General features: G+C 69.5%; 15 protein-coding genes. 8 read left to right on the top strand and 7 right to left on the bottom strand.

All coding sequences use genetic code 11. The features are described 5' to 3' along the window. Positions 1-4: 4 nt before the first annotated feature. From ACFWFP_RS20950 to ACFWFP_RS20970, 5 genes are all read right to left on the bottom strand, one after another. Positions 5-1,666, bottom strand: coding sequence for a class I adenylate-forming enzyme family protein (locus ACFWFP_RS20950; RefSeq protein ID WP_379297436.1), 1,662 nt, complete (start codon positions 1,664-1,666; stop codon positions 5-7). A 79-nt stretch (positions 1,667-1,745) separates the two neighbouring features. Then, entirely contained in the window at positions 1,746-2,942 is a 1,197-nt protein-coding gene (locus tag ACFWFP_RS20955; RefSeq protein WP_379297438.1) for a MaoC family dehydratase N-terminal domain-containing protein, read from the bottom strand. A gap of 13 nt (positions 2,943-2,955) precedes the next feature. Then, positions 2,956-3,960, bottom strand: a complete 1,005-nt coding sequence (locus ACFWFP_RS20960) for an MDR family oxidoreductase (protein WP_379297440.1) — start codon at positions 3,958-3,960, stop codon at positions 2,956-2,958. A 56-nt stretch (positions 3,961-4,016) separates the two neighbouring features. Continuing rightward, positions 4,017-4,805, bottom strand: a complete 789-nt coding sequence (locus tag ACFWFP_RS20965; RefSeq protein ID WP_379297442.1) for an SDR family NAD(P)-dependent oxidoreductase — start codon at positions 4,803-4,805, stop codon at positions 4,017-4,019. Positions 4,806-4,815: 10 nt separating this feature from the next. Continuing rightward, positions 4,816-6,354, bottom strand: a complete 1,539-nt coding sequence (locus ACFWFP_RS20970; RefSeq protein WP_379297444.1) for an AMP-binding protein — start codon at positions 6,352-6,354, stop codon at positions 4,816-4,818. Positions 6,355-6,522: 168 nt separating this feature from the next. On the opposite strand from ACFWFP_RS20970, the gene ACFWFP_RS20975 reads away from it, so the two are divergent. From ACFWFP_RS20975 to ACFWFP_RS20990, 4 genes are read left to right on the top strand one after another with little or no spacing between them, the layout of a single operon-like run. Beyond that, entirely contained in the window at positions 6,523-7,710 is a 1,188-nt protein-coding gene (locus ACFWFP_RS20975; protein ID WP_379297446.1) for a CaiB/BaiF CoA transferase family protein, read from the top strand. After that, on the top strand, positions 7,707-8,597 hold the full coding sequence (locus tag ACFWFP_RS20980; RefSeq protein WP_379297448.1) for an HpcH/HpaI aldolase/citrate lyase family protein: 891 nt from the start codon (positions 7,707-7,709) through the stop codon (positions 8,595-8,597). The genes ACFWFP_RS20975 and ACFWFP_RS20980 overlap by 4 nt, the downstream gene beginning before the upstream one ends. Then, positions 8,594-9,865, top strand: coding sequence for an acetyl-CoA hydrolase/transferase family protein (locus ACFWFP_RS20985; protein ID WP_379297450.1), 1,272 nt, complete (start codon positions 8,594-8,596; stop codon positions 9,863-9,865). Before ACFWFP_RS20980 ends, ACFWFP_RS20985 begins: the two co-directional genes overlap by 4 nt. Next, positions 9,865-10,632, top strand: coding sequence for an enoyl-CoA hydratase-related protein (locus ACFWFP_RS20990; RefSeq protein ID WP_067444890.1), 768 nt, complete (start codon positions 9,865-9,867; stop codon positions 10,630-10,632). The genes ACFWFP_RS20985 and ACFWFP_RS20990 overlap by 1 nt, the downstream gene beginning before the upstream one ends. A 166-nt stretch (positions 10,633-10,798) precedes the next feature. On the opposite strand, the gene ACFWFP_RS20995 is transcribed toward ACFWFP_RS20990, so the two are convergent. Continuing rightward, positions 10,799-11,563, bottom strand: a complete 765-nt coding sequence (locus tag ACFWFP_RS20995) for an SDR family NAD(P)-dependent oxidoreductase (RefSeq protein WP_379297452.1) — start codon at positions 11,561-11,563, stop codon at positions 10,799-10,801. A gap of 53 nt (positions 11,564-11,616) precedes the next feature. Between ACFWFP_RS20995 and ACFWFP_RS21000 the strand changes: the two genes are divergently transcribed. Both ACFWFP_RS21000 and ACFWFP_RS21005 read left to right on the top strand, forming a co-directional pair. Then, positions 11,617-13,053: a class I adenylate-forming enzyme family protein gene (locus ACFWFP_RS21000; RefSeq protein ID WP_379297454.1), complete on the top strand. Its 1,437-nt coding sequence runs from the start codon at positions 11,617-11,619 to the stop codon at positions 13,051-13,053. After that, positions 13,046-14,191 carry a thiolase family protein gene (locus tag ACFWFP_RS21005; protein WP_379297456.1) on the top strand — a complete coding sequence of 382 codons (1,146 nt, stop codon included), beginning with the start codon at positions 13,046-13,048 and terminating at the stop codon, positions 14,189-14,191. The genes ACFWFP_RS21000 and ACFWFP_RS21005 overlap by 8 nt, the downstream gene beginning before the upstream one ends. A 36-nt stretch (positions 14,192-14,227) precedes the next feature. Here ACFWFP_RS21005 and ACFWFP_RS21010 read toward each other — a convergent pair whose 3' ends face one another. After that, the gene (locus ACFWFP_RS21010; protein ID WP_379297458.1) at positions 14,228-14,881 is read right to left on the bottom strand and encodes a TetR/AcrR family transcriptional regulator; all 654 of its coding nucleotides are present in this window, start codon (positions 14,879-14,881) and stop codon (positions 14,228-14,230) included. Between the two features lie 175 nt (positions 14,882-15,056). On the opposite strand from ACFWFP_RS21010, the gene ACFWFP_RS21015 reads away from it, so the two are divergent. Further along, positions 15,057-16,055 carry an acyl-CoA dehydrogenase family protein gene (locus ACFWFP_RS21015; RefSeq protein ID WP_379297460.1) on the top strand — a complete coding sequence of 333 codons (999 nt, stop codon included), beginning with the start codon at positions 15,057-15,059 and terminating at the stop codon, positions 16,053-16,055. After that, positions 16,039-17,217: an acyl-CoA dehydrogenase family protein gene (locus tag ACFWFP_RS21020; protein ID WP_067444907.1), complete on the top strand. Its 1,179-nt coding sequence runs from the start codon at positions 16,039-16,041 to the stop codon at positions 17,215-17,217. Before ACFWFP_RS21015 ends, ACFWFP_RS21020 begins: the two co-directional genes overlap by 17 nt. The last annotated feature ends 6 nt before the right edge of the window (positions 17,218-17,223 follow it).

Here is a 17,223-nt window from a genome sequence, read left to right on the forward strand (position 1 = left end):
CCGGCTACCCCCGCAGCCGGGCTTCGGCCAGCTCGCGCAGATCGCTGGACTTGATCTTGGCGCTGCCGGTGAGCGCGATATCGGCATCGTCGAAGAACAGCACGTGACGCGGCACCTTGTAGCTGGCGAGCTGCGCCTTGAGGAAGGCGCGGATCTCCTCGGCCGCCGGCTCGGCCCCGGCGTGCGGCACGATGCACGCGACGACCACCTCGCCGAGGGTTGGATGCGCGACGCCGACCGTGCGGGTGACCTTCACGCCGGGATGGTTGTTCAGGGCCGCGTCGACCTCGAGCGGTGAGACGTTCGCCCCGCCGGTCTTGATGATGTCGGTGAGCCTGCCCTCCCAGTAGAGCCGACCCGTGTCGTCGAGGTAGCCGCCGTCGCCGGTGTGAAAGTACCCGTCGGGGTCGAAGGTGTCCTCGCGCCGGACCCCGAGATAGCCGAGCATCAGGGTGGGGCCCTTCACACAGATCTCCCCGCGCGCACCCCGCGCGACGATCTCGCCGGTGAGCGCGTCGGCGATCTTGATCGTCATGCCGGGCAGGGCCAGGCCGCTGCTGCCCGCGTGCACCTCAGGCGGGGTGTCAGCGGGGAAACACGTTGCGATCGTGAAGGTTTCGGTGCAGCCGTAGGCGTGGCCGGGTTCGTACCACCTGGTCGAGACGGTGGGATGGTGGGCGATCGGGGTGTCGTAGTCCACGAACCGCATACTGCTCAGATCGACGGTGGCCCAGTTGGGGGCGGCCTCGAGCTGGGCCCACTGGTGCGGCCAGGCGACCGGGAAGTTCACCTGCTGCGCCGCCATCAGATCCAGTGCCTCGGCGGCGTCGAAGGTCGGCTGGAGCACGAGGACCCCGCCCGCCGCGAGCGTCGATCCCAGCGCCTGACCGAAATTGCCCGACCAGAAGAACCCGTTGGCCGCCCAGCACCGCACATTGTCGGCGGGGGTGAAGGCGAACATGCGCTGGAAGCGCCACATCTGGATGGTCACCCCGGCGTGCGCGCTCAGGATGCCCTTGGGCGTGCTCGTCGAGCCGGAGGAGAAGAACAGCACGGCCGCGTCGCTGGGCCGCACCGCCGCGGCGGTGGCCTCGACCAGCGCGCGGGGGGTGCCGTGGCCTTCGGCCAGGAAGTCGGCCCAGGTCTGGATCGCGGTGCTCGGTGTCGGCTCGCCGATCATCGCGAGCCTGCGCAGGAAGGGGAATTCGGTCGAATCCAGCGCGCCGGGCTCGGCCGTGGCGATCCGGGGCTCGAGCTCGGCCAGGATCGCCGCGAAGTCCTTGCCTGCCACGCTTCGCTCGAACAGCAGCACCGAGACGCTGGACTCGCGCAGCAGGAATTCCAGTTCGGCGCGGGTGGAGAAGGTGCTCAGGGCCACGGCGACCCCGCCCGCGAGCGCGGCACCGAACATCGCCGCGATCCATTCGGGCCGGTTGGTCATCAGCACCCCGACCCGGCCGTCCTTGCCGAGGCCGGTGGCGCGCAGCGCCGTGGCGACCTCGACGGCGCGCTCCCACAGATCGGTGTAGGTCCACCGGATCTCGCCCTGTGCGGATGTGGCAATCACGGCCTCGCGATCGCCGTACTTCTGGGTCACCGTGCGCAGGAACCCGGGCAGCGTGAGCGGCCCGAGGCCGGGCTCGCTGCTCAGGTCGGGTCCCGTCACGAGCGAAACAGCCTGTGCGGATACGGTTTCGGACTCCACGCCCATTGTCGGCCTCTCTCGCGGATTCGTCTCGGCGCCGCTAGAACGGCAGCTCGACCTCGGCGGTGCAGTCCACCAGCACGCCGAGGTCCTGATTGGTCAGGCGCAGCTTGATCTGCACGATCGGCACGCCCCAGGCCGACTCCGCGTCCTTGCCGATCACCTCGGCGTCGAAGTAGGTCACATCGCCCTCGAAGGCGGGCAGCCGGAAGTTCGCCTTGGAATGGCGGACCATGCCGTCGTAACCGGCCCAGTAGGCGAGGTAGTCGGTGCACCAGGCGCCCATGGTGGCGCCGTACCCGTAGGCGCGCGCCATCCCTACTTCGCTGGCCTTGTCCGCGTCGATATGCCCGCGCGAGGGTCCGACGTAGAGTCCGTCCCGCTTGCGCGGGTCGATCTTGGCGCCCTCCTCGTCGAAGGCGAAACCCTCCACCCAGCCCGGGTCCTGATACACCCACGGGTCGGCGATGCCCGGCGGGGCGACCCAGCCGAAGGTGCCCCAGATGTTGAACAGGAACGCCCGGTACTCGGTGGTGAAGCTGGCGACCGTGTGCGGTCCGATCACCCGGCGCGGCAGGGTGTCGCCGACCTTCACCTCGTCGAAGTGGGGCGAAATCCCGTGGCGGTTGGACAGCAGCCAGTCGTTGCGCAGCGCGTCGACCGCGCTGATTTCGGCCGGGGTCCAGCTCTTCACCGCGCCGAACTGGTTCTCGTAGAGCCCGCGTTCGGCGGCCTCGGCGGCGAGATAGCGGATCGCGGTGGACCGTTCGCGCGCCACCAGGACGCCGTGCTGGTTGGTGTGGGTGGTGTCGCCGCGCGAGAACATGGTCGGTCCGGCGAATTTCGTGTCGGCGACCTTGTAGTCGTGGAAGCGGCGCTGCTGGAACAGGGTGTCGCCGGGCCGCACCGGGCAGCCGTAGAACCACCATTCCTCGCCGCCGAAGATCAGGTGGCTGCCGGGAATGTGGCCGACGCAGGCGGGCGCCGCGCCGTGCCCGTAGTCCAAGGCCACGGCGATCGACTGCGGGGCGACGAGTCCGCCGAAGCGGGATTCCTTGGCGAACTCGTGATCCCAGTGCACGGGATTGGGGTAGTCCATCGCCATCACCCAGCGGCGAATGTCGGAGGTACTGCACGGGTCCCACAGTTGGCCGCCGCCGATCGGCTGACCGACCCGATGGTCGACATCGGACAGATCGAGTTGGGCGGTCGCGGGTCGGTCCGGCTTCGTGCTCACAGCTGCTCCTGAATTATCGATTGACGTCGACGACGATGCGACCGCGCACCGTGCCTTCGATGAGCCGTTCGGCGGCGGCGATGGTGTCGGCCAGCGTGATCTCCTCGACGATCGCCTCGATGGTGTCGGCGGCGAGGTCGCGGGCGAGCCGGGTCCAGGCGGCGTCGCGTCGCGAGCGCGGCGCCATGACGCTGTCGATGCCGTAGAGGGTCACACCGCGCAGAATGAACGGCGCGACCGAGGACGGGAAATCCATGCCCTGGGCCAACCCGCACGCGGCGACCGCGCCGCCGTAGCGGGTCTGGGCGCAGGCATTGGCCAGGGTGTGACTGCCGACCGAGTCGACGACGCCCGCCCAGCGTTCCTTCTGCAACGGCTTGCCGCCCGCACCCAGTTCGGCGCGGTCGAGCACCGTGGCCGCGCCGAGGTTGCGGAGGTAGTCGGCCTCGTCGGTCTTTCCGGTCGCGGCGGCCACCGTGAAACCGGCCGCGGTGAGCAGGGCGATCGCGATGCCGCCGACACCGCCGGTCGCGCCGGTGACCAGGACCTCGCCCTGCTCCGGTCGCACGCCGTGGTCGAGCAGCGCGCTCACGCACAGACTCGCGGTGTAGCCCGCGGTGCCGATGGCCATCGCCTGACGGGCGGTGAACGCGTCGGGCAGCGGCACGAGCCAGTCACCGTCGAGCCGGGCGCGCTGGGCGAGGCCACCCCAGTGGCTCTCCCCGACACCCCAGCCGTTGAGTACGACCCGGTCGCCCTTGGCCCAATCCGGGTGCGCGCTGTCGGTGACGACGCCGGCGAGGTCGATGCCGGGCACCATCGGAAAGCTGCGCACTACGGGGGAGGCGCCGGTGATCGCCAGGGCGTCCTTGTAATTCAGCGTCGAGTACTCGACCTCTATGTCGACGGTGCCGTCCGGGAGTGCGGACTCGGCCACGCTGGTCAGCGCGACTCTTCGTCCCGCATCGTCTTTTTCGATCAGTACCGCGGAGAACTTCGCCGTCGTCGTGTCGTCCATGGCGAGCACACTACGTCAATCCTATTAAGGATAGCAATGCTTGACTGTTCACTGCGTCAGCGGGTGGTCCAGCCACCGTCGACCACGATCGTCTGGCCGGTGACGTAGCTGCCCGCGTCGCCCGCCAGCCACAGCACGGCCCCGACGATGTCCTCGGCGGTGCCCTCCTTCGGCAACGGGGTGTTGCGCCGCAGATACGCTGTGGCGCGCTCACTTTCGTAGAGCGGCCCGGTGATCTCGCTGTGGAAGAAGCCCGGCGCGACCGTGTTCACCCGGATCGAATGCCGCGCCCACTGCACCGCGAGTTCGGCGGTGAGCCCGGACAACCCGGCCTTGCTCGCGGCGTAGGACGCCTGCGGGATGCCGGGGATGCCGACCCGCCCGCTGATCGAGGAGATGTTCACGATCGTGCCGCGACCGAGCGCGCGCATATGTGGAAACACCTGCTGCGACAGCCGCAGCGGCGCGACGAGGTTGAGGTCCATGGTGCGGCGGATGGCGTCGAGGGGTTCGTCCTCGGCGCGTTCGGTGGTGAACATCGTTCCCGCGGCGTTGATCAGGATCTCCGGTGGACCCAGTGCGTCGACGACCGCGGGGACGATCGCCTCGAGGCCCTCGCCGCTGCCGTCGAGATCGGACAGATCGCACGCGACGGCGAGGCCGTCGATGCGCGCGGCGAGTTCGGTCAAACGATCCCGGCGCCGGGCCACCACCGCCACCCGGGCGCCGAGGCCGGCCAGGGCCGTCGCCACCGCGGCGCCGAGGCCCGACGACGCGCCGGTCACGATCGCCACCCGGCCGTCGAGGTCGAAAAGCCGTGCGGTTGTGTCGCGCTCGGGTGTCATGGCGGTTTCCTCAGGCTTCGGTGGAGTGTGGTCGCCGGGCGACGAGCGCGGGCAGTTTCGTGCGTTCGACCTTGCCCATCGCGTTGACCGGCAGGGCATCGACCACCGACCAGATCTCGGGCACTTTGTACGGCGAGAGCTCGCGCCGGCACAGCGCGGTGAGTTCGGCGAGGTCGATCGGGGCGCCGCCGCGCTCGACCACGGCGGCGACGCGATGGCCGAGCCGGTCGTCGGCGATGCCGCAGACCGCGACCTTGGCGACGCCAGGGTGGGCGGCGATGACGCGTTCCACCTCGAGCGGATAGATGTTCGCGCCACCTCGGATGATGACGAGCTTCTTGCGGTCGAGCACGCTCAGCCAGCCGTCTGCGTCGACGGTGCCGATGTCACCGGTCGGGATCGGGCCGGGGGCCGGTGCCCGAATGCCCTCGGGCTCCCAGTAACCCAGCATCGGTCGCCACCGGTGCGCCCACGGTCCGGTGGTGACGCCGTCGAGGCGCAATTCACCGAGCTCACCCGCGGGCAGCGGATGGCCGTCGTCGTCGTAGGCCGCGACCGTGTACTGCGGCAGTACCTGCCCGCAGGTTCCGGGGCGTGGGGCGGCGCGCGGCGGGTCGATGGAGACGACGGTCGGCGCCTCGGTCAGGCCGTAGGTGACGCGGGGCACGAGCCCGTGCGCCGCGTGGAAGGCCTGTCGCAGCGATTCCGGGGTGTCGCCGCCGCCGCTCCACACCTCGGTGAGCGAGCTGAGATCGAGGTCGGAGCGGTGGGCGAGGTCGTAGAGCTGCGCGGGCGCGCCGTTCCACACGGTGACCCGTCGCGTCGCGATCCATTCGGCGACGCCGTCGACGTCGCGCCGGTTCATCACCACCGCGCATCCACCGGCCTGGGCGGTGAGCAGGGTGGACAGGACCATGAGGTTGAGAATGGTGAGCGGAAAACTGTCGCCCTTGCGCAGTTCGGGGCCCCAGCCGCGCGTGGCGACGAGCGCCGCGCCGGGCAGGAGCAGGTTGCGCTGGCTGTGCACTACGGCTTTGGGCTGTCCCGACGTGCCGCTGGTGAAGGCGATGGCGGCGGGAGCGTCGACGTCGGCCTCGACCCGCGGCGCGACCGACCCGGCGGCGATCAGGTCCGCCCATCGATCGGAATCGACGCACGTGGACGCGGGCAATCGGCACTGTTGCCCGGCGAGCACGACCATCGGAGCGCAGAGTTCGTCGAGGTAGCGCTGCTCATTCGCCGTGAGCGCCTCGCCGATCCCCGCCCAGATGGCGCCGACCCGCTGCGCGCCGTGAAACGCGGCGACGATGTCGAGGTCGTTGGGCAGACAGGCGGCGACCCGGTCGCCGGGCCGCACGCCTAGTGACCACAGTGCCCCCGCCGCCCGGTCGGCCCGATCGTCGAGTTCGGCATAGGTCAACACACCCGACACCGCCTCCACCGCCGCGGCGTCCGGGCGCTCGCGCAGGGCGGCGTCGAGTACCCCGGCGATGGTCGCGTGCCGAGGTGGCTGCGAGCCCGATGGGTCGCTGTTGTCGATGTCGTCCACGACTTCTTCCCCTTACTATCCTTGTAATGATTCATACTATAGGCTCGGTCCCGCTGTCCCGGAGCACGCGCGAGCTCCTGGATGTGGCTTCCGCCGATGCCGAATCTGCCCGGCCGCCAACATCTCTCGGCTGCCGGTTCCCTGTGACGGAGGAGAGGTCGAGCCGTGATGGCACCTCGAACAACGACGCGCTCGGGACCACTGTCCGAGCTGCGTGTCCTGGATCTGACCGCGATGGTCATGGGCCCCTACTGCACCCAGATCATGGCCGACATGGGCGCGGACGTGATCAAGATCGAGCCGCCCGCCGGGGACAACACCCGCTACATCTCGGTCGGCCCCGACCCGGCGATGAGCGGGGTGTTCGTCAATGTGAACCGGGGCAAACGCAGCGTGGTCCTGGATCTGCGATCGGAGCCGGGCGAGGAGGCGCTGCGCGCGCTGATCGCCGACGCCGACGTGTTCGTTCATTCGATGCGCGCCAGCGCGATCGCCGGACTCGGCTTCGATTACGCCGCGGTGTCGGCGATCAACCCGTCGATCGTCTACACCAATTGCTACGGGTACGGCCGGCGCGGGCCCTACGCGAACTTCACCGCCTACGACGACACCATCCAGGCCGAGAGCGGCCTGCTTTCCGCGCAGGAGCAGTTGACCGGAACGGCGGGCTACGTCGGCACCATCCTGGCCGACAAGGTGGCCGGGCTGACGGCGCTCTACGCCACCACCATGGCGCTGTTCCATCGGGAGCGGACGGGGGAGGGGCAGGAGGTCGAGGTTGCCATGTTCGAGACCATGGCCGCGTTCATGCTGGTCGAACACGCCAACGGCGCGCTGTTCAGCCCACCGCTGGGCCCCGCCGTGTATCCCCGCGCCGTCACGCCCAACCGCAAGCCCTACCGGACCAGCGACGGCGGCTATGTCAGCGCGCTGGTCTACAACGACAAACAGTGGTCGGCGTTCGTCGACGCGGTCCAACCACCTTGGGCCGGGCCGCAATTCGCCACCCTCGCCCAGCGGGCGGCCCGGATCGACACCGTCTACGGCCTGCTGAGCGAGACGTTCGCCGAGCGCACGACCCAGCAATGGCTCGACCTGCTGCGTGCGCTCGATATCCCGGCCGCCCCGGTGCGCACCCTCGACGAACTCTTCGACGATCCGCATCTGAACACGGCGGGTTTCTTCGAGACGGTCCAGACCGAGCACGGCGCGATCCGCTTTCCCGGCCCGCCGACCTGGTTCTCCCGTACCCCCGGCCGGGTCGCCGGTGGCGCGCCCGGACTCGGCGCCCACACCACGGAAGTACTCGACGAGATAACGACCCATCACGCCACCGCAGCATCGGAGCAGCAATGACCAGTCTCGGAGAAGCCTTTCGCGCGCGTTCCTGGCTCTTCGCGCCAGGCGACAGCAGGCACAAGATGGAGAAGGCGGCGGCCAGCGCGGCCGACATCGTCATCTTCGATCTGGAGGACGCCGTCCTCGACGCGGCGAAAGCCGAGTCCCGCACGATGATCGCCGATCTGCTCGCCACGCGGCTCGGGGACACGAGCCGGCGGTGGGTGCGGGTCAACCCGCTCGACGGAACACACACCCTGGCCGATCTTGCGGCCGTCGTCGCGGCTCGGCCCGGCGGCATCATGCTGCCCAAGTCGCGCGGTCGCGCCGATGTCGAACGTCTCGACCACTATCTGAGCGCGCTGGAGGTGGCCGCCGGAATCGAACAGGGCGCCACCAAGGTCATCGTGTTGGTGACCGAGACCGCCGAAGCCATGTTCACCACCGGCTCCTACCGCGGCGCGCCCCGGGTGGTCGCGATGACCTGGGGCGCCGAGGACCTCGCCGATTCGGTCGGCGCCGCCGAGAACCGCAATCCGGACGGGAGTTACGGATTCACCTACGAGCTGGCGCGGAGTCTGTGTCTGCTCGGCGCCACCGCCGCCGGGGTGGCGGCGGTGGAGACCATCCAGGGCGACTTCCGCGACCTGGCCGGGCTGCGTGCCAGAGCCGAGCGGGTGCGTCGCGACGGCTACAGCGGCATGCTCGCCATCCATCCCGACCAGGTCGAGGTGATCAACGCGGCGTTCACCCCCACGCTCGCGGAATTGGCCGCGGCCCAGGAGATCGTCGACCTGTTCGCCGCCCATCCCGGCGCCGGCGCTCTCGGTCATCGCGGCGCCATGCTCGATCGTCCGCACCTGGCCCGCGCGCAGGCGCTGCTGGCATCGGGCGGACGGGCGTGAGCGTCTCGGTCGCGGCGGCGGAGCTGGATCTGGGCCGCTACCTGCGCCACGGCGACCGCATCGTCATCGGTCAGGCGTGCGGCGAGCCGACCACCCTGGTCGAGGCGTTGATCGTGGGTGGTCGCGAGATCGGCGGGCTCTCCGCGTTCATCGCCACCAGCTTCTCCGGACTGTTCACCCCTGAGACGGCCGACAGTTTCGCGCTGTCGAGCATGGGCGCGATCGGCACGCTGCGGTCGATGACCAAGTCGCACAAGCTGACCGTGATCCCGTGCCACGTGAGCCGGGTCGCGCCGATGATCGCGGCGGGCACGCTCGGCTGCGACGTCGCCTTCGTCCAGGTGAGCCCCGCCGACGCGCACGGCAACCACAGCCTCGGGCTGATCAGTGACTACGTCCGGGCCGCTGTCACGAAGGCGCGTGTCGTGATCGCCGAGGTGAACGAGCGGGTGCCCTACACCCACGGCGCGCTGCTCGCGAGCGCCGACATCGACTGTGCCGTGCGGGTTTCGCGGGCGCCGGTCGCCGTCGCGCCGACCGCCGCCGACCCGACCGACGACGCTATCGCCCGACACGCCGCGCAGTACATCGGCGACGGCGCCGTGCTGCAGGTCGGCGTCGGCGCGGTGCCGGACGCGGTCCTTCGGCTGCTGGGCGATCGCACCGATCTCGGCGTGCACTCCGGCATGATCGGCGACGGTGTCGTCGATCTCATCGAGTCCGGCGCGATCACCAACGCGCGCAAAGGGATCGATCGAGGGGTGTCGATCACCGGGGCGCTGATCGGCACCGAACGGCTCTACTCCTTCGCCCATCGCAACCCGTTGATCGGCATGCGCGCCACCTCCTACACCCACGACGCGGGCGTGCTGTCGACCCTGGACAATCTGGTGTCGCTCAATTCCGCGCTCGAGGTCGATCTGACCGGCCAGGTGAACGCCGAACAGAGCGGTTCGGCCTATCTCGGCGGGACCGGCGGTCAAGTCGACTTCGTTCGCGGCGGCCTGCGCTCACCGGGCGGGCACGCCGTGATCGCGCTGCCCGCCACCGCGAAAGGCGGCACCCTCAGCCGGATCACCGCAAGTCTGTCCGGGCCGGTGACGACCGCGCGCAGCGATGTGGATGTGATCGTCACCGAGTTCGGTGCCGCCGAACTCGCGGGCGCATCGGTCGCCGAGCGCACGCGCCGACTGATCGCCATCGCCCATCCCGACTTCCGGGCCGAGCTCGACCGAGCCGCCCACCTGATCCAGCAGCGAGGTTTCTGATGAACGACGCCGTGCTCTTCGACGCCAGGGCCGATGGCATCGCCGTGATCACCCTGAACCGGCCGGAAACCCGCAACTGTCTGGCCGCCGATGTGCGCGCGGGTCTGTACGCCGCGTGGGACCGGTTCGAACACGATCCCGCGCTGCGCGTGGCCGTGCTCACGGGTGCGGGTGACAAGGCGTTCTGCGCGGGCGGCGACCTCAAGGAGATGGTGGATACCGGGATGCGGGTGCCCCCGCCGGAGATGTTCCCGCTGCCCTACGACACCATCGAGCTGTCCAAGCCCACGATCGCCGCGGTCAACGGCGCCGCGTTCGCCGGCGGGTGGATGATCGCGCAGGCCTGCGACCTGTGTGTGGCGAGCACGGCGGCGACGTTCGCGATCACCGAGGTGAAGGTGGGGCGCAGCTCGCCGTGGGCCGCGCCGCTGATTCATATGATCCCCCAGCGGATCATGATGGAGCTGCTGCTCACCGGCGCGCCGATCACCGCGCGCCGGGCCTACGAGGTGGGCCTCGTCAATCGCCTCGCCGAGCCGGGCGCGGTCCTGGCGGCGGCGCTGGAGCTGGCTGCCGAGATCCTGCGCGGCGCACCGCTGTCGGTGCGGGCGGCGCGGGATACGGTGATGCTCGCCACCGAGATGGGCCGTTCCGACGCGCTGGGGGCCGCCAGAGCTGCCGCCGTCGAGTGCTACGACAGTGCCGACGCGCAGGAGGGGCCGCGCGCATTCGCGGAGAAGCGAACCCCGATCTGGCTGGGCCGCTGAGGCATTCGGCTGCCGCCACGACCGATTCGGTGGGTGCACCGGGAACGTCGGCTCGCGCCCGTGGGCCGAATCCGGGCGAGGGGAATGCGCTTGCCTCGGCCCAGTTCGGATGCCCTCGGTGCTCGTCGCATCGACCGTCGCGAGCGTCAATGCGTGCCGACCGTGGTCACTTCGGCGGGAAGCGGAGCGCGCCGTCGAGGCGGATCACTTCACCGTTGAGGTAGTCGTTCTCGATGATGGACTGCGCCAGCTGCGCGTACTCCGGCGATTGCCCCATCCGCTTTGGGTGGGGGACCTGCGTGCTCCAGTGGGCCTCCAAGCGATCGGCGGCCTTGCCGTAGGCGGGGGTGTTGAACGTACCGGGTGCGATCGTGACGACACGGATGCCGAGCGGGGACAGGTCGCGGGCCGCGACCAGGGTCATGCCGACCACGCCGCCTTTGGCCGCGGCGTAGGGGAGCTGGCCGATCTGCCCCTCGTAGGCCGCGATCGAGGCGGTGTTGACGATGACGCCGCGGCTGCCTTCGTCGAGCGGTTCCTGCTTGGCGATGGCGGCGGCCGAGAGCCGCAGCACATTGAACACAGCGGTCAGGTAGAACTCGATCGTGGTGCGGAAGCCGTCGAGCGCGAGCGGGCTGCCGTCTTTGCCGACCAGTCGTCCGCCGCTGGCGGGGCCGCCGTGCGTGTCGACCGAAATGCGCAGCGGGCCCAGGGATTGCGCTTCGTCGATGGCGGCCTGAACGGACTCCTCGCTGGTGGCGTCGGTGTGCACGTAGCGGATGCCGAGTTCGGCCGCGAGTTCCTTGCCCTTGTCGTCGGTGACATCGGCGACGACCACCTTCGCCCCCGCGGCGTGCAGGCGACGGACGGTGGCCTCCCCGAGCCCGCCGGTGCCGCCGACCACGATGGCGGAACTACCACTTATCTCCATGTTGTTTTCCTCTCTTGAAATCAACACTCTCTTGCTGTGAGAATAATGTTCTCATGAACATTGGCATGATCCTAGACATGGCCGCCTCGGCCGGGAGCCGATCGGTGATCACGGTCGGCGACCGCTCGCTGTCTGCGGCAGACCTGCTCGACCGCGCCCGACGTGCGACCCCGCGCTTCCAGGAGCACTCCGCGGTGCTGTATCTGGGCGCCAACCACCTGGCCTATCCGATCGCCCTGTTCGGCGCCGTGCTGGCCGGTGTGCCGTTCGTGCCGCTGAACTACCGGCTCGGCGATGCCCAGCTGAGCGCGCTGCTCGAACGCCACCCCGGCGCGCTGGTCCTGCGACCGGAGGACCTCGACGCCCTGGTAGCAATCGACCCCGCCCAGCCCGACGCGCCCGAGGTGGCGACGCCGTGGGACGCGGACTCGGTGGCGGTGATCCTCTACACCAGCGGCACCACCTCCGCACCCAAGGCCGCGCTGCTGCGCCACCGGCACCTGATGGCCTACCTGCTCAACACCGTGGAGTTCGGTGCCGCCGCGACCACCGACGCGACCTTGGTGTCGGTGCCGCCGTATCACATCGCGGGGCTGACGAACCTGCTCTCCAATCTCTACGCCGGCCGCCGGGTGGTCTATCTGCCCGCGTTCGACCCCGCCGAGTGGCTGGCGACGGTACGCCGCGAACAGATCACCCAGGCGATGCTGGTGCCGACCATGCTGGCGCGCATCATCGCCGCGGTCGACGGCCCCGACGCGAGCACCCCGACCTTGGCGACGCTGGCCTACGGCGGCTCGCGCATGCCGCGCCCGGTGCTGGATCGCGCACTGCGGGTGTTCCCCGAGACCGGTTTCGTCAACGCCTACGGACTCACCGAGACCGCGTCGTCGGTCGCGGTCCTCGGACCGGATGATCACCGGGCCGCCGCCGCCTCCGTCGACGAGCTCGTGCGCGATCGTCTCGGCTCGGTGGGCCGCCCGTTGCCCGGCATCGAGTTCGAGATCCGCAGTGCCGCGGGCGAACCTGTCGCGGTCGGCGAGACCGGATTGGTCTTCGTCCGTGGTGATCAGATCTCGGGCGAATACGGTGGCCGCAGCGTCCTCGACGCCGAGGGCTGGTTCCCCACCGGTGATCTCGGCAGGCTCGACTCCGCCGGCTACCTGTTCATCGACGGCCGCGCCGACGACACCATCATCCGGGGCGGGGAGAACATCGCACCGGCCGAGATCGAGGACGTGCTGCTCGAATGCCCCGGCATCACCGAGGCCGCGGTGATCGGCGTTCCCGATGCGGAATGGGGTCAGCGCCTGGTCGCGGTGGTCGTCGGGGTCGGTGACGAAGCGCAGGTCAAGCAGTGGGTCAAGGACCGGCTGCGCTCGTCGAAGACGCCCGACGCCGTCGTGTTCCGTACCGAGCTGCCCAAGACCGACACCGGAAAACTATTGCGACGCACCCTTGTCGCCGAAATGGAGGGCACCCATGCCTGAAGCAGTCATCGTCTCCGCGCTGCGCACGCCCATCGGGACCGCGCGCAAGGGGACGCTGCGCGACACCGACGGCTTCACGCTGGCCGATCATGTGGTCGCCGCGGTGGCGGCCGACCTCGATCCGAATCAGGTCGACGATGTCATCCTGGGCGAGGGGCGTTACGGCGGCGGCGTGCTGGCCAGGCACGCCGCGGTCACCTCGGGGCTCACCACGGTGCCCGGCCTCGCCACCAACCGGCACTGCGCGGCGGGGATGGCGGCGGTGCAGTCCGCCGCGGCGAGCATCCGCGCGGGCATGGACCGGCTCATCATCGCCGGTGGCGTGAACGCCGATTCCACCGCGCCGCGCCTGCGTTTCCGGGTCGGCGAGGCCGAATGGCTCGACCCGTGGACCTCGCCGACACACCCCGATCGTCCCGATGCGCCGAATCTGGACATGTCCATCACCGTCGGCTGGAACGCGGCGGTCAAAGCCGGTATCTCGCGTGCGGAGATGGACGCCTGGGCGTTGCGTTCGCACCGCAACGCCATCGCCGCCATCGACGAGGGGCGCTTCGCCGACGAGATCGTGCCGATCAAAACGCCGCACGGCCTGTTCGAGGTCGACGAGCACCCGCGCCGCGACACCACCATCGAGAAGCTGGCCGGCTTGAAGGTGTTGCACCCCGAGATCGAGGGTTTCAGCATCACCGCGGGCAACGCCGCAGGCGCCAACGACGGCGCCGCGGCCCTGGCCATCGCCAGCGATCGGCTCGGGCTGCCCGCGCTCGGTGTCATCCGGTCGTGGGCTTCGGTCGCGGTCGACCCCGCCGTCACCGGCCTCGCGCCCATCGAGGCGATCGCGAAAGCGGTGTCGCGGGCGGGGATCTCGCTGTCGCAGGTGAGTCTGATCGAGATCAACGAGGCGTTCGCGGTGGTGCCGCTGGCCGCGATCAAGGCGCTCGACATCGACCCGGACCTGGTCAACGTCAGTGGCAGCGGGTGCTCGCTCGGGCATCCGGTCGCGGCCACCGGGGCCAGAATGATCGCCACCCTGGTGCACGAATTGCGGCGGCGTGGCGGCGGTTTCGGCATCGCGGCGCTGTGCGCCGGTGGTGGCATGGGCTCGGCGACGGTCATCGAGGTGGCCGCGCCCTGAGGTGATACCGGGTGGCCTCCGCGGCCACCCGGTCGTTCAGGATTCGGCGAACCCGAACGCGCAGAAGTCCCAGACCTCGGCCGCGGTGATCGGGTGTGCGCTGTCCTCGTCGGTGCCGCCCGCCGACTGGGCGGTGAACATGACCGTCTGCATCACGACGGCGGCCATCCGGTGCGGGTTGAGGTCGGCGCGCAGCGCACCCGCCTTCTTGGCCTGTTCCATCAGATCGGTGAACAGCGACAGCAGGGGCGCGTGCGCGACCTTGACCTGAGCGGGGTGCGAGACCAGCAGTTGCGGCGCGAAATCGGTGAACAGGGGGCGCTGGGCGACCGGATCGGGTCTGCACAGTTCGAACAGCAGCTCCACGGTCACCCGCAGCCGGTCCAGCGGCTCGGTCTTGCCCTCGGCGGCCGCCGCCAGCTGATCCGCGGTCCGGCTGAGCGCGTCCTCGAACAGGGCGAGCAACAGCTCGTGCTTACCGTCGAACTGCAGGTAGAAGCTGCGCAGCGACTGGCGGGAGCGGTCGACGACTTCCTGCACGGTGAAGTCGGTGGTGCCCTTCTCGGTGATGATCGCCTGCGCCGCGTCGAGGAACTTCTGCACCCGCTGCTCGGCGCGCAGTTTCGCCCCGCGGATGGACCGCTCGACGGCCCGCTGCTTCCACGCGGGCTCTTCGCTGACGCTGGTCACGGTTGCCTCCATCCTCGGTTAGGTGTGCAGAACATGCATGCACTGTACCGGAGAACGCCATATCCAAGGGTTGCCAGCCCTTCGTGTCCACGATCTTGGAGACTATTACTTTCTTCTGATGAGAATGTTATTCTCCGTACTGAAATTGACGGTTGCTGGCAAGGAGGCCCTCCGGATGCTCGTGGAGTTCGACTCCGATCAACGGCTGTGGCAGGAAACTGTGCGCGCCGTCCTCACCAAGGAATGTCCGCCCACACTGATTCGCGCGGTCGCCGACCAGGACGCCGATCCGGAACCGCTGTGGCAGAACTACGTCGAGCTGGGCTGGACCGAATTGATCGACGCCGGCGACGCGGTGGAACTGGCCATCGTGCTCGAGGAGCTGGGCCGGGCGACGGATCCGACGCCGTACCTGGCGACGATGAGCCAGTTCGCCCCGCTCGCACCGGAGTTCGCGCAGGGTGGGCGCTCGGGAACGGCCGTGTTCACCGGCGTCACAGTGCGGCGCGACGGTGCGGACTGGGTGCTCGACGGCACCGCGCACCATGTCCTCGACGGTGATCGCGCGCAGCACTGCGCGGTCGTCACCGATGCCGGGGTGTTCGTCGTCGAGGCGGCCGAGGTGATCGCCCGACGCACAGCGGTTTTCGACCCGGTCCTGCACCTCGCCGAGGTGAGCTTCGTCGGGGTGCGCGTGCGCGACGACCGGCGCGTCGCCTCGGTGCCCGAACGCGCGCGCCACCTCGCGCTGACCGGGCTGGCGTTGACCACGGTCGGTGCGTGTCAGCGGATTCTGGACCTGGTGCTCGAGCACGTGCGCACGCGTCAGCAGTTCGGCGTCGCGCTCGGTTCCTTCCAGGCGGTCAAACACAAGGCCGCGGACATGCAGATCGCGATCGAACGGGCCAGGGCGCTGGCCTATTTCGCGGCACTCACGATCGCCACCGATGATCCACGCCGCCGGATCGCCGCCTCGATGGCGAAGGCCGCGTCCGGTGAGTGCCAGTCCCTGGTGTTCCGCCACGGCGTGCAGTTGTTCGGCGGCATGGGATTCACCTGGGAAAACGACCTGCAATTCGCGCTGAAGCGGGCAAAGGCCGGCGAGCTGCTGCTCGGCGGCGCGCACACGCATCGGGCGCTGATCGCCGAGGAGTACCGTGCAACTGACTTTTGACGCCGACGTCGAGGCCTTCCGGGCCGAATTCGTGGCGTTCCTGGACGAGAACCTGCCCGACGCGGCGGTCGCCGGCGCGGACCGGGCGGCGTCGAGCGCCGACATTCCCGGCTGGGCCCGCGAATGGCAACGCCTCCAGTTCGACAGCGGCTGGCTGCTTCCCGGCAACGCCCCGGAATACGGCGGCCGCAACGCGACCCTCGTGCAGCAGTACGTGCACCTGGAGGAGCTGTCCAAGCGGCACATGTATCACAGCTTCAACCCCCAGGGGCTCGGCATTATCGCCGCCTCGCTGCTGTCGTTCGGTACCGAGGAACAGAAGCAGAACTGGGCGGTGCGGATCCTGCGCGCCGAGATCACCGCGGCGCTGGGCATGAGCGAACCGGGCGCCGGGTCCGATCTGGCCGGACTGCGGACCCGCGCGGTGCTCGACGGAGACCACTTCGTCGTCAACGGCCAGAAGGTCTGGACCTCCGGGGCCCACGACGCCGACGTGCTGCTGACCTTCGTCCGCACCGACCCCGACGTCCCCAAGCACAAGGGCATCAGCGTGCTGCTGATCCCGACCGACACCCCGGGCGTGACCCGACGCCCGTTCGCGTCGATCTGCGGTCCGCACGATCTGGACTTCAACGAGGTGTTCTTCGAGGACGTCGTGGTGCCGGCCCAGAACCTGGTCGGTCCGCTGCACGGCGGGTGGGGCGTGGCCAACGGTTCCCTCGGGCACGAGCGCACGCTGCTGTGGCTGAGTTTCGCCGACCGCCTGCGGGAACTGATCGAGGATTTCCGGCCCGAGACCGTGCTCGAGCGTGATGCCTACGCGACCATGGTCATGGACAACCAGGCCCTGCGCCTGCTCGGCTCGGCGGCGCTGGCCCGCGCGGCCCGCGGCGATCAGGATGTGGCCGCGCTGTCGGTGCTCAAGGTGTTCGGTTCGGAGGCGGTGCAGAGCGCCGCGGAGCAGACGCTGCTCGCGGCGGGCGCAGACGGGCTGGTGCACCCGGCAGTCACCGCGCCGTTCAATCCGCTGAATCTGGACAACTTCTCGTGCAGTTGGTTCGAGCGCTACGCGCGCAGCTTCGCGGGCACCATCGCCGGCGGCACATCGGAAATCCAACGCAACATCATCGCCGAGCGTGTGCTCGGTCTCCCTCGGAGCTGAGGAGCT

Source organism: Nocardia sp. NPDC060249 (assembly GCF_042728755.1).
In the GTDB taxonomy this organism is placed as follows: domain Bacteria; phylum Actinomycetota; class Actinomycetes; order Mycobacteriales; family Mycobacteriaceae; genus Nocardia.

Bases quoted from the DNA above. Each gene is read 5' to 3' on its own strand.
- ACFWFP_RS20960 (WP_379297440.1), bottom strand. From the start codon at position 3,960: ATGGACGACACGACGACGGCGAAGTTCTCCGCGGTACTGATCGAAAAA.
- ACFWFP_RS20965 (WP_379297442.1), bottom strand. From the start codon at position 4,805: ATGACACCCGAGCGCGACACAACCGCACGGCTTTTCGACCTCGACGGC.
- ACFWFP_RS20975 (WP_379297446.1), top strand. From the start codon at position 6,523: ATGGCACCTCGAACAACGACGCGCTCGGGACCACTGTCCGAGCTGCGT.
- ACFWFP_RS20980 (WP_379297448.1), top strand. From the start codon at position 7,707: ATGACCAGTCTCGGAGAAGCCTTTCGCGCGCGTTCCTGGCTCTTCGCG.
- ACFWFP_RS20990 (WP_067444890.1), top strand. From the start codon at position 9,865: ATGAACGACGCCGTGCTCTTCGACGCCAGGGCCGATGGCATCGCCGTG.
- ACFWFP_RS20995 (WP_379297452.1), bottom strand. From the start codon at position 11,563: ATGGAGATAAGTGGTAGTTCCGCCATCGTGGTCGGCGGCACCGGCGGG.
- ACFWFP_RS21000 (WP_379297454.1), top strand. From the start codon at position 11,617: ATGAACATTGGCATGATCCTAGACATGGCCGCCTCGGCCGGGAGCCGA.
- ACFWFP_RS21005 (WP_379297456.1), top strand. From the start codon at position 13,046: ATGCCTGAAGCAGTCATCGTCTCCGCGCTGCGCACGCCCATCGGGACC.
- ACFWFP_RS21015 (WP_379297460.1), top strand. From the start codon at position 15,057: ATGCTCGTGGAGTTCGACTCCGATCAACGGCTGTGGCAGGAAACTGTG.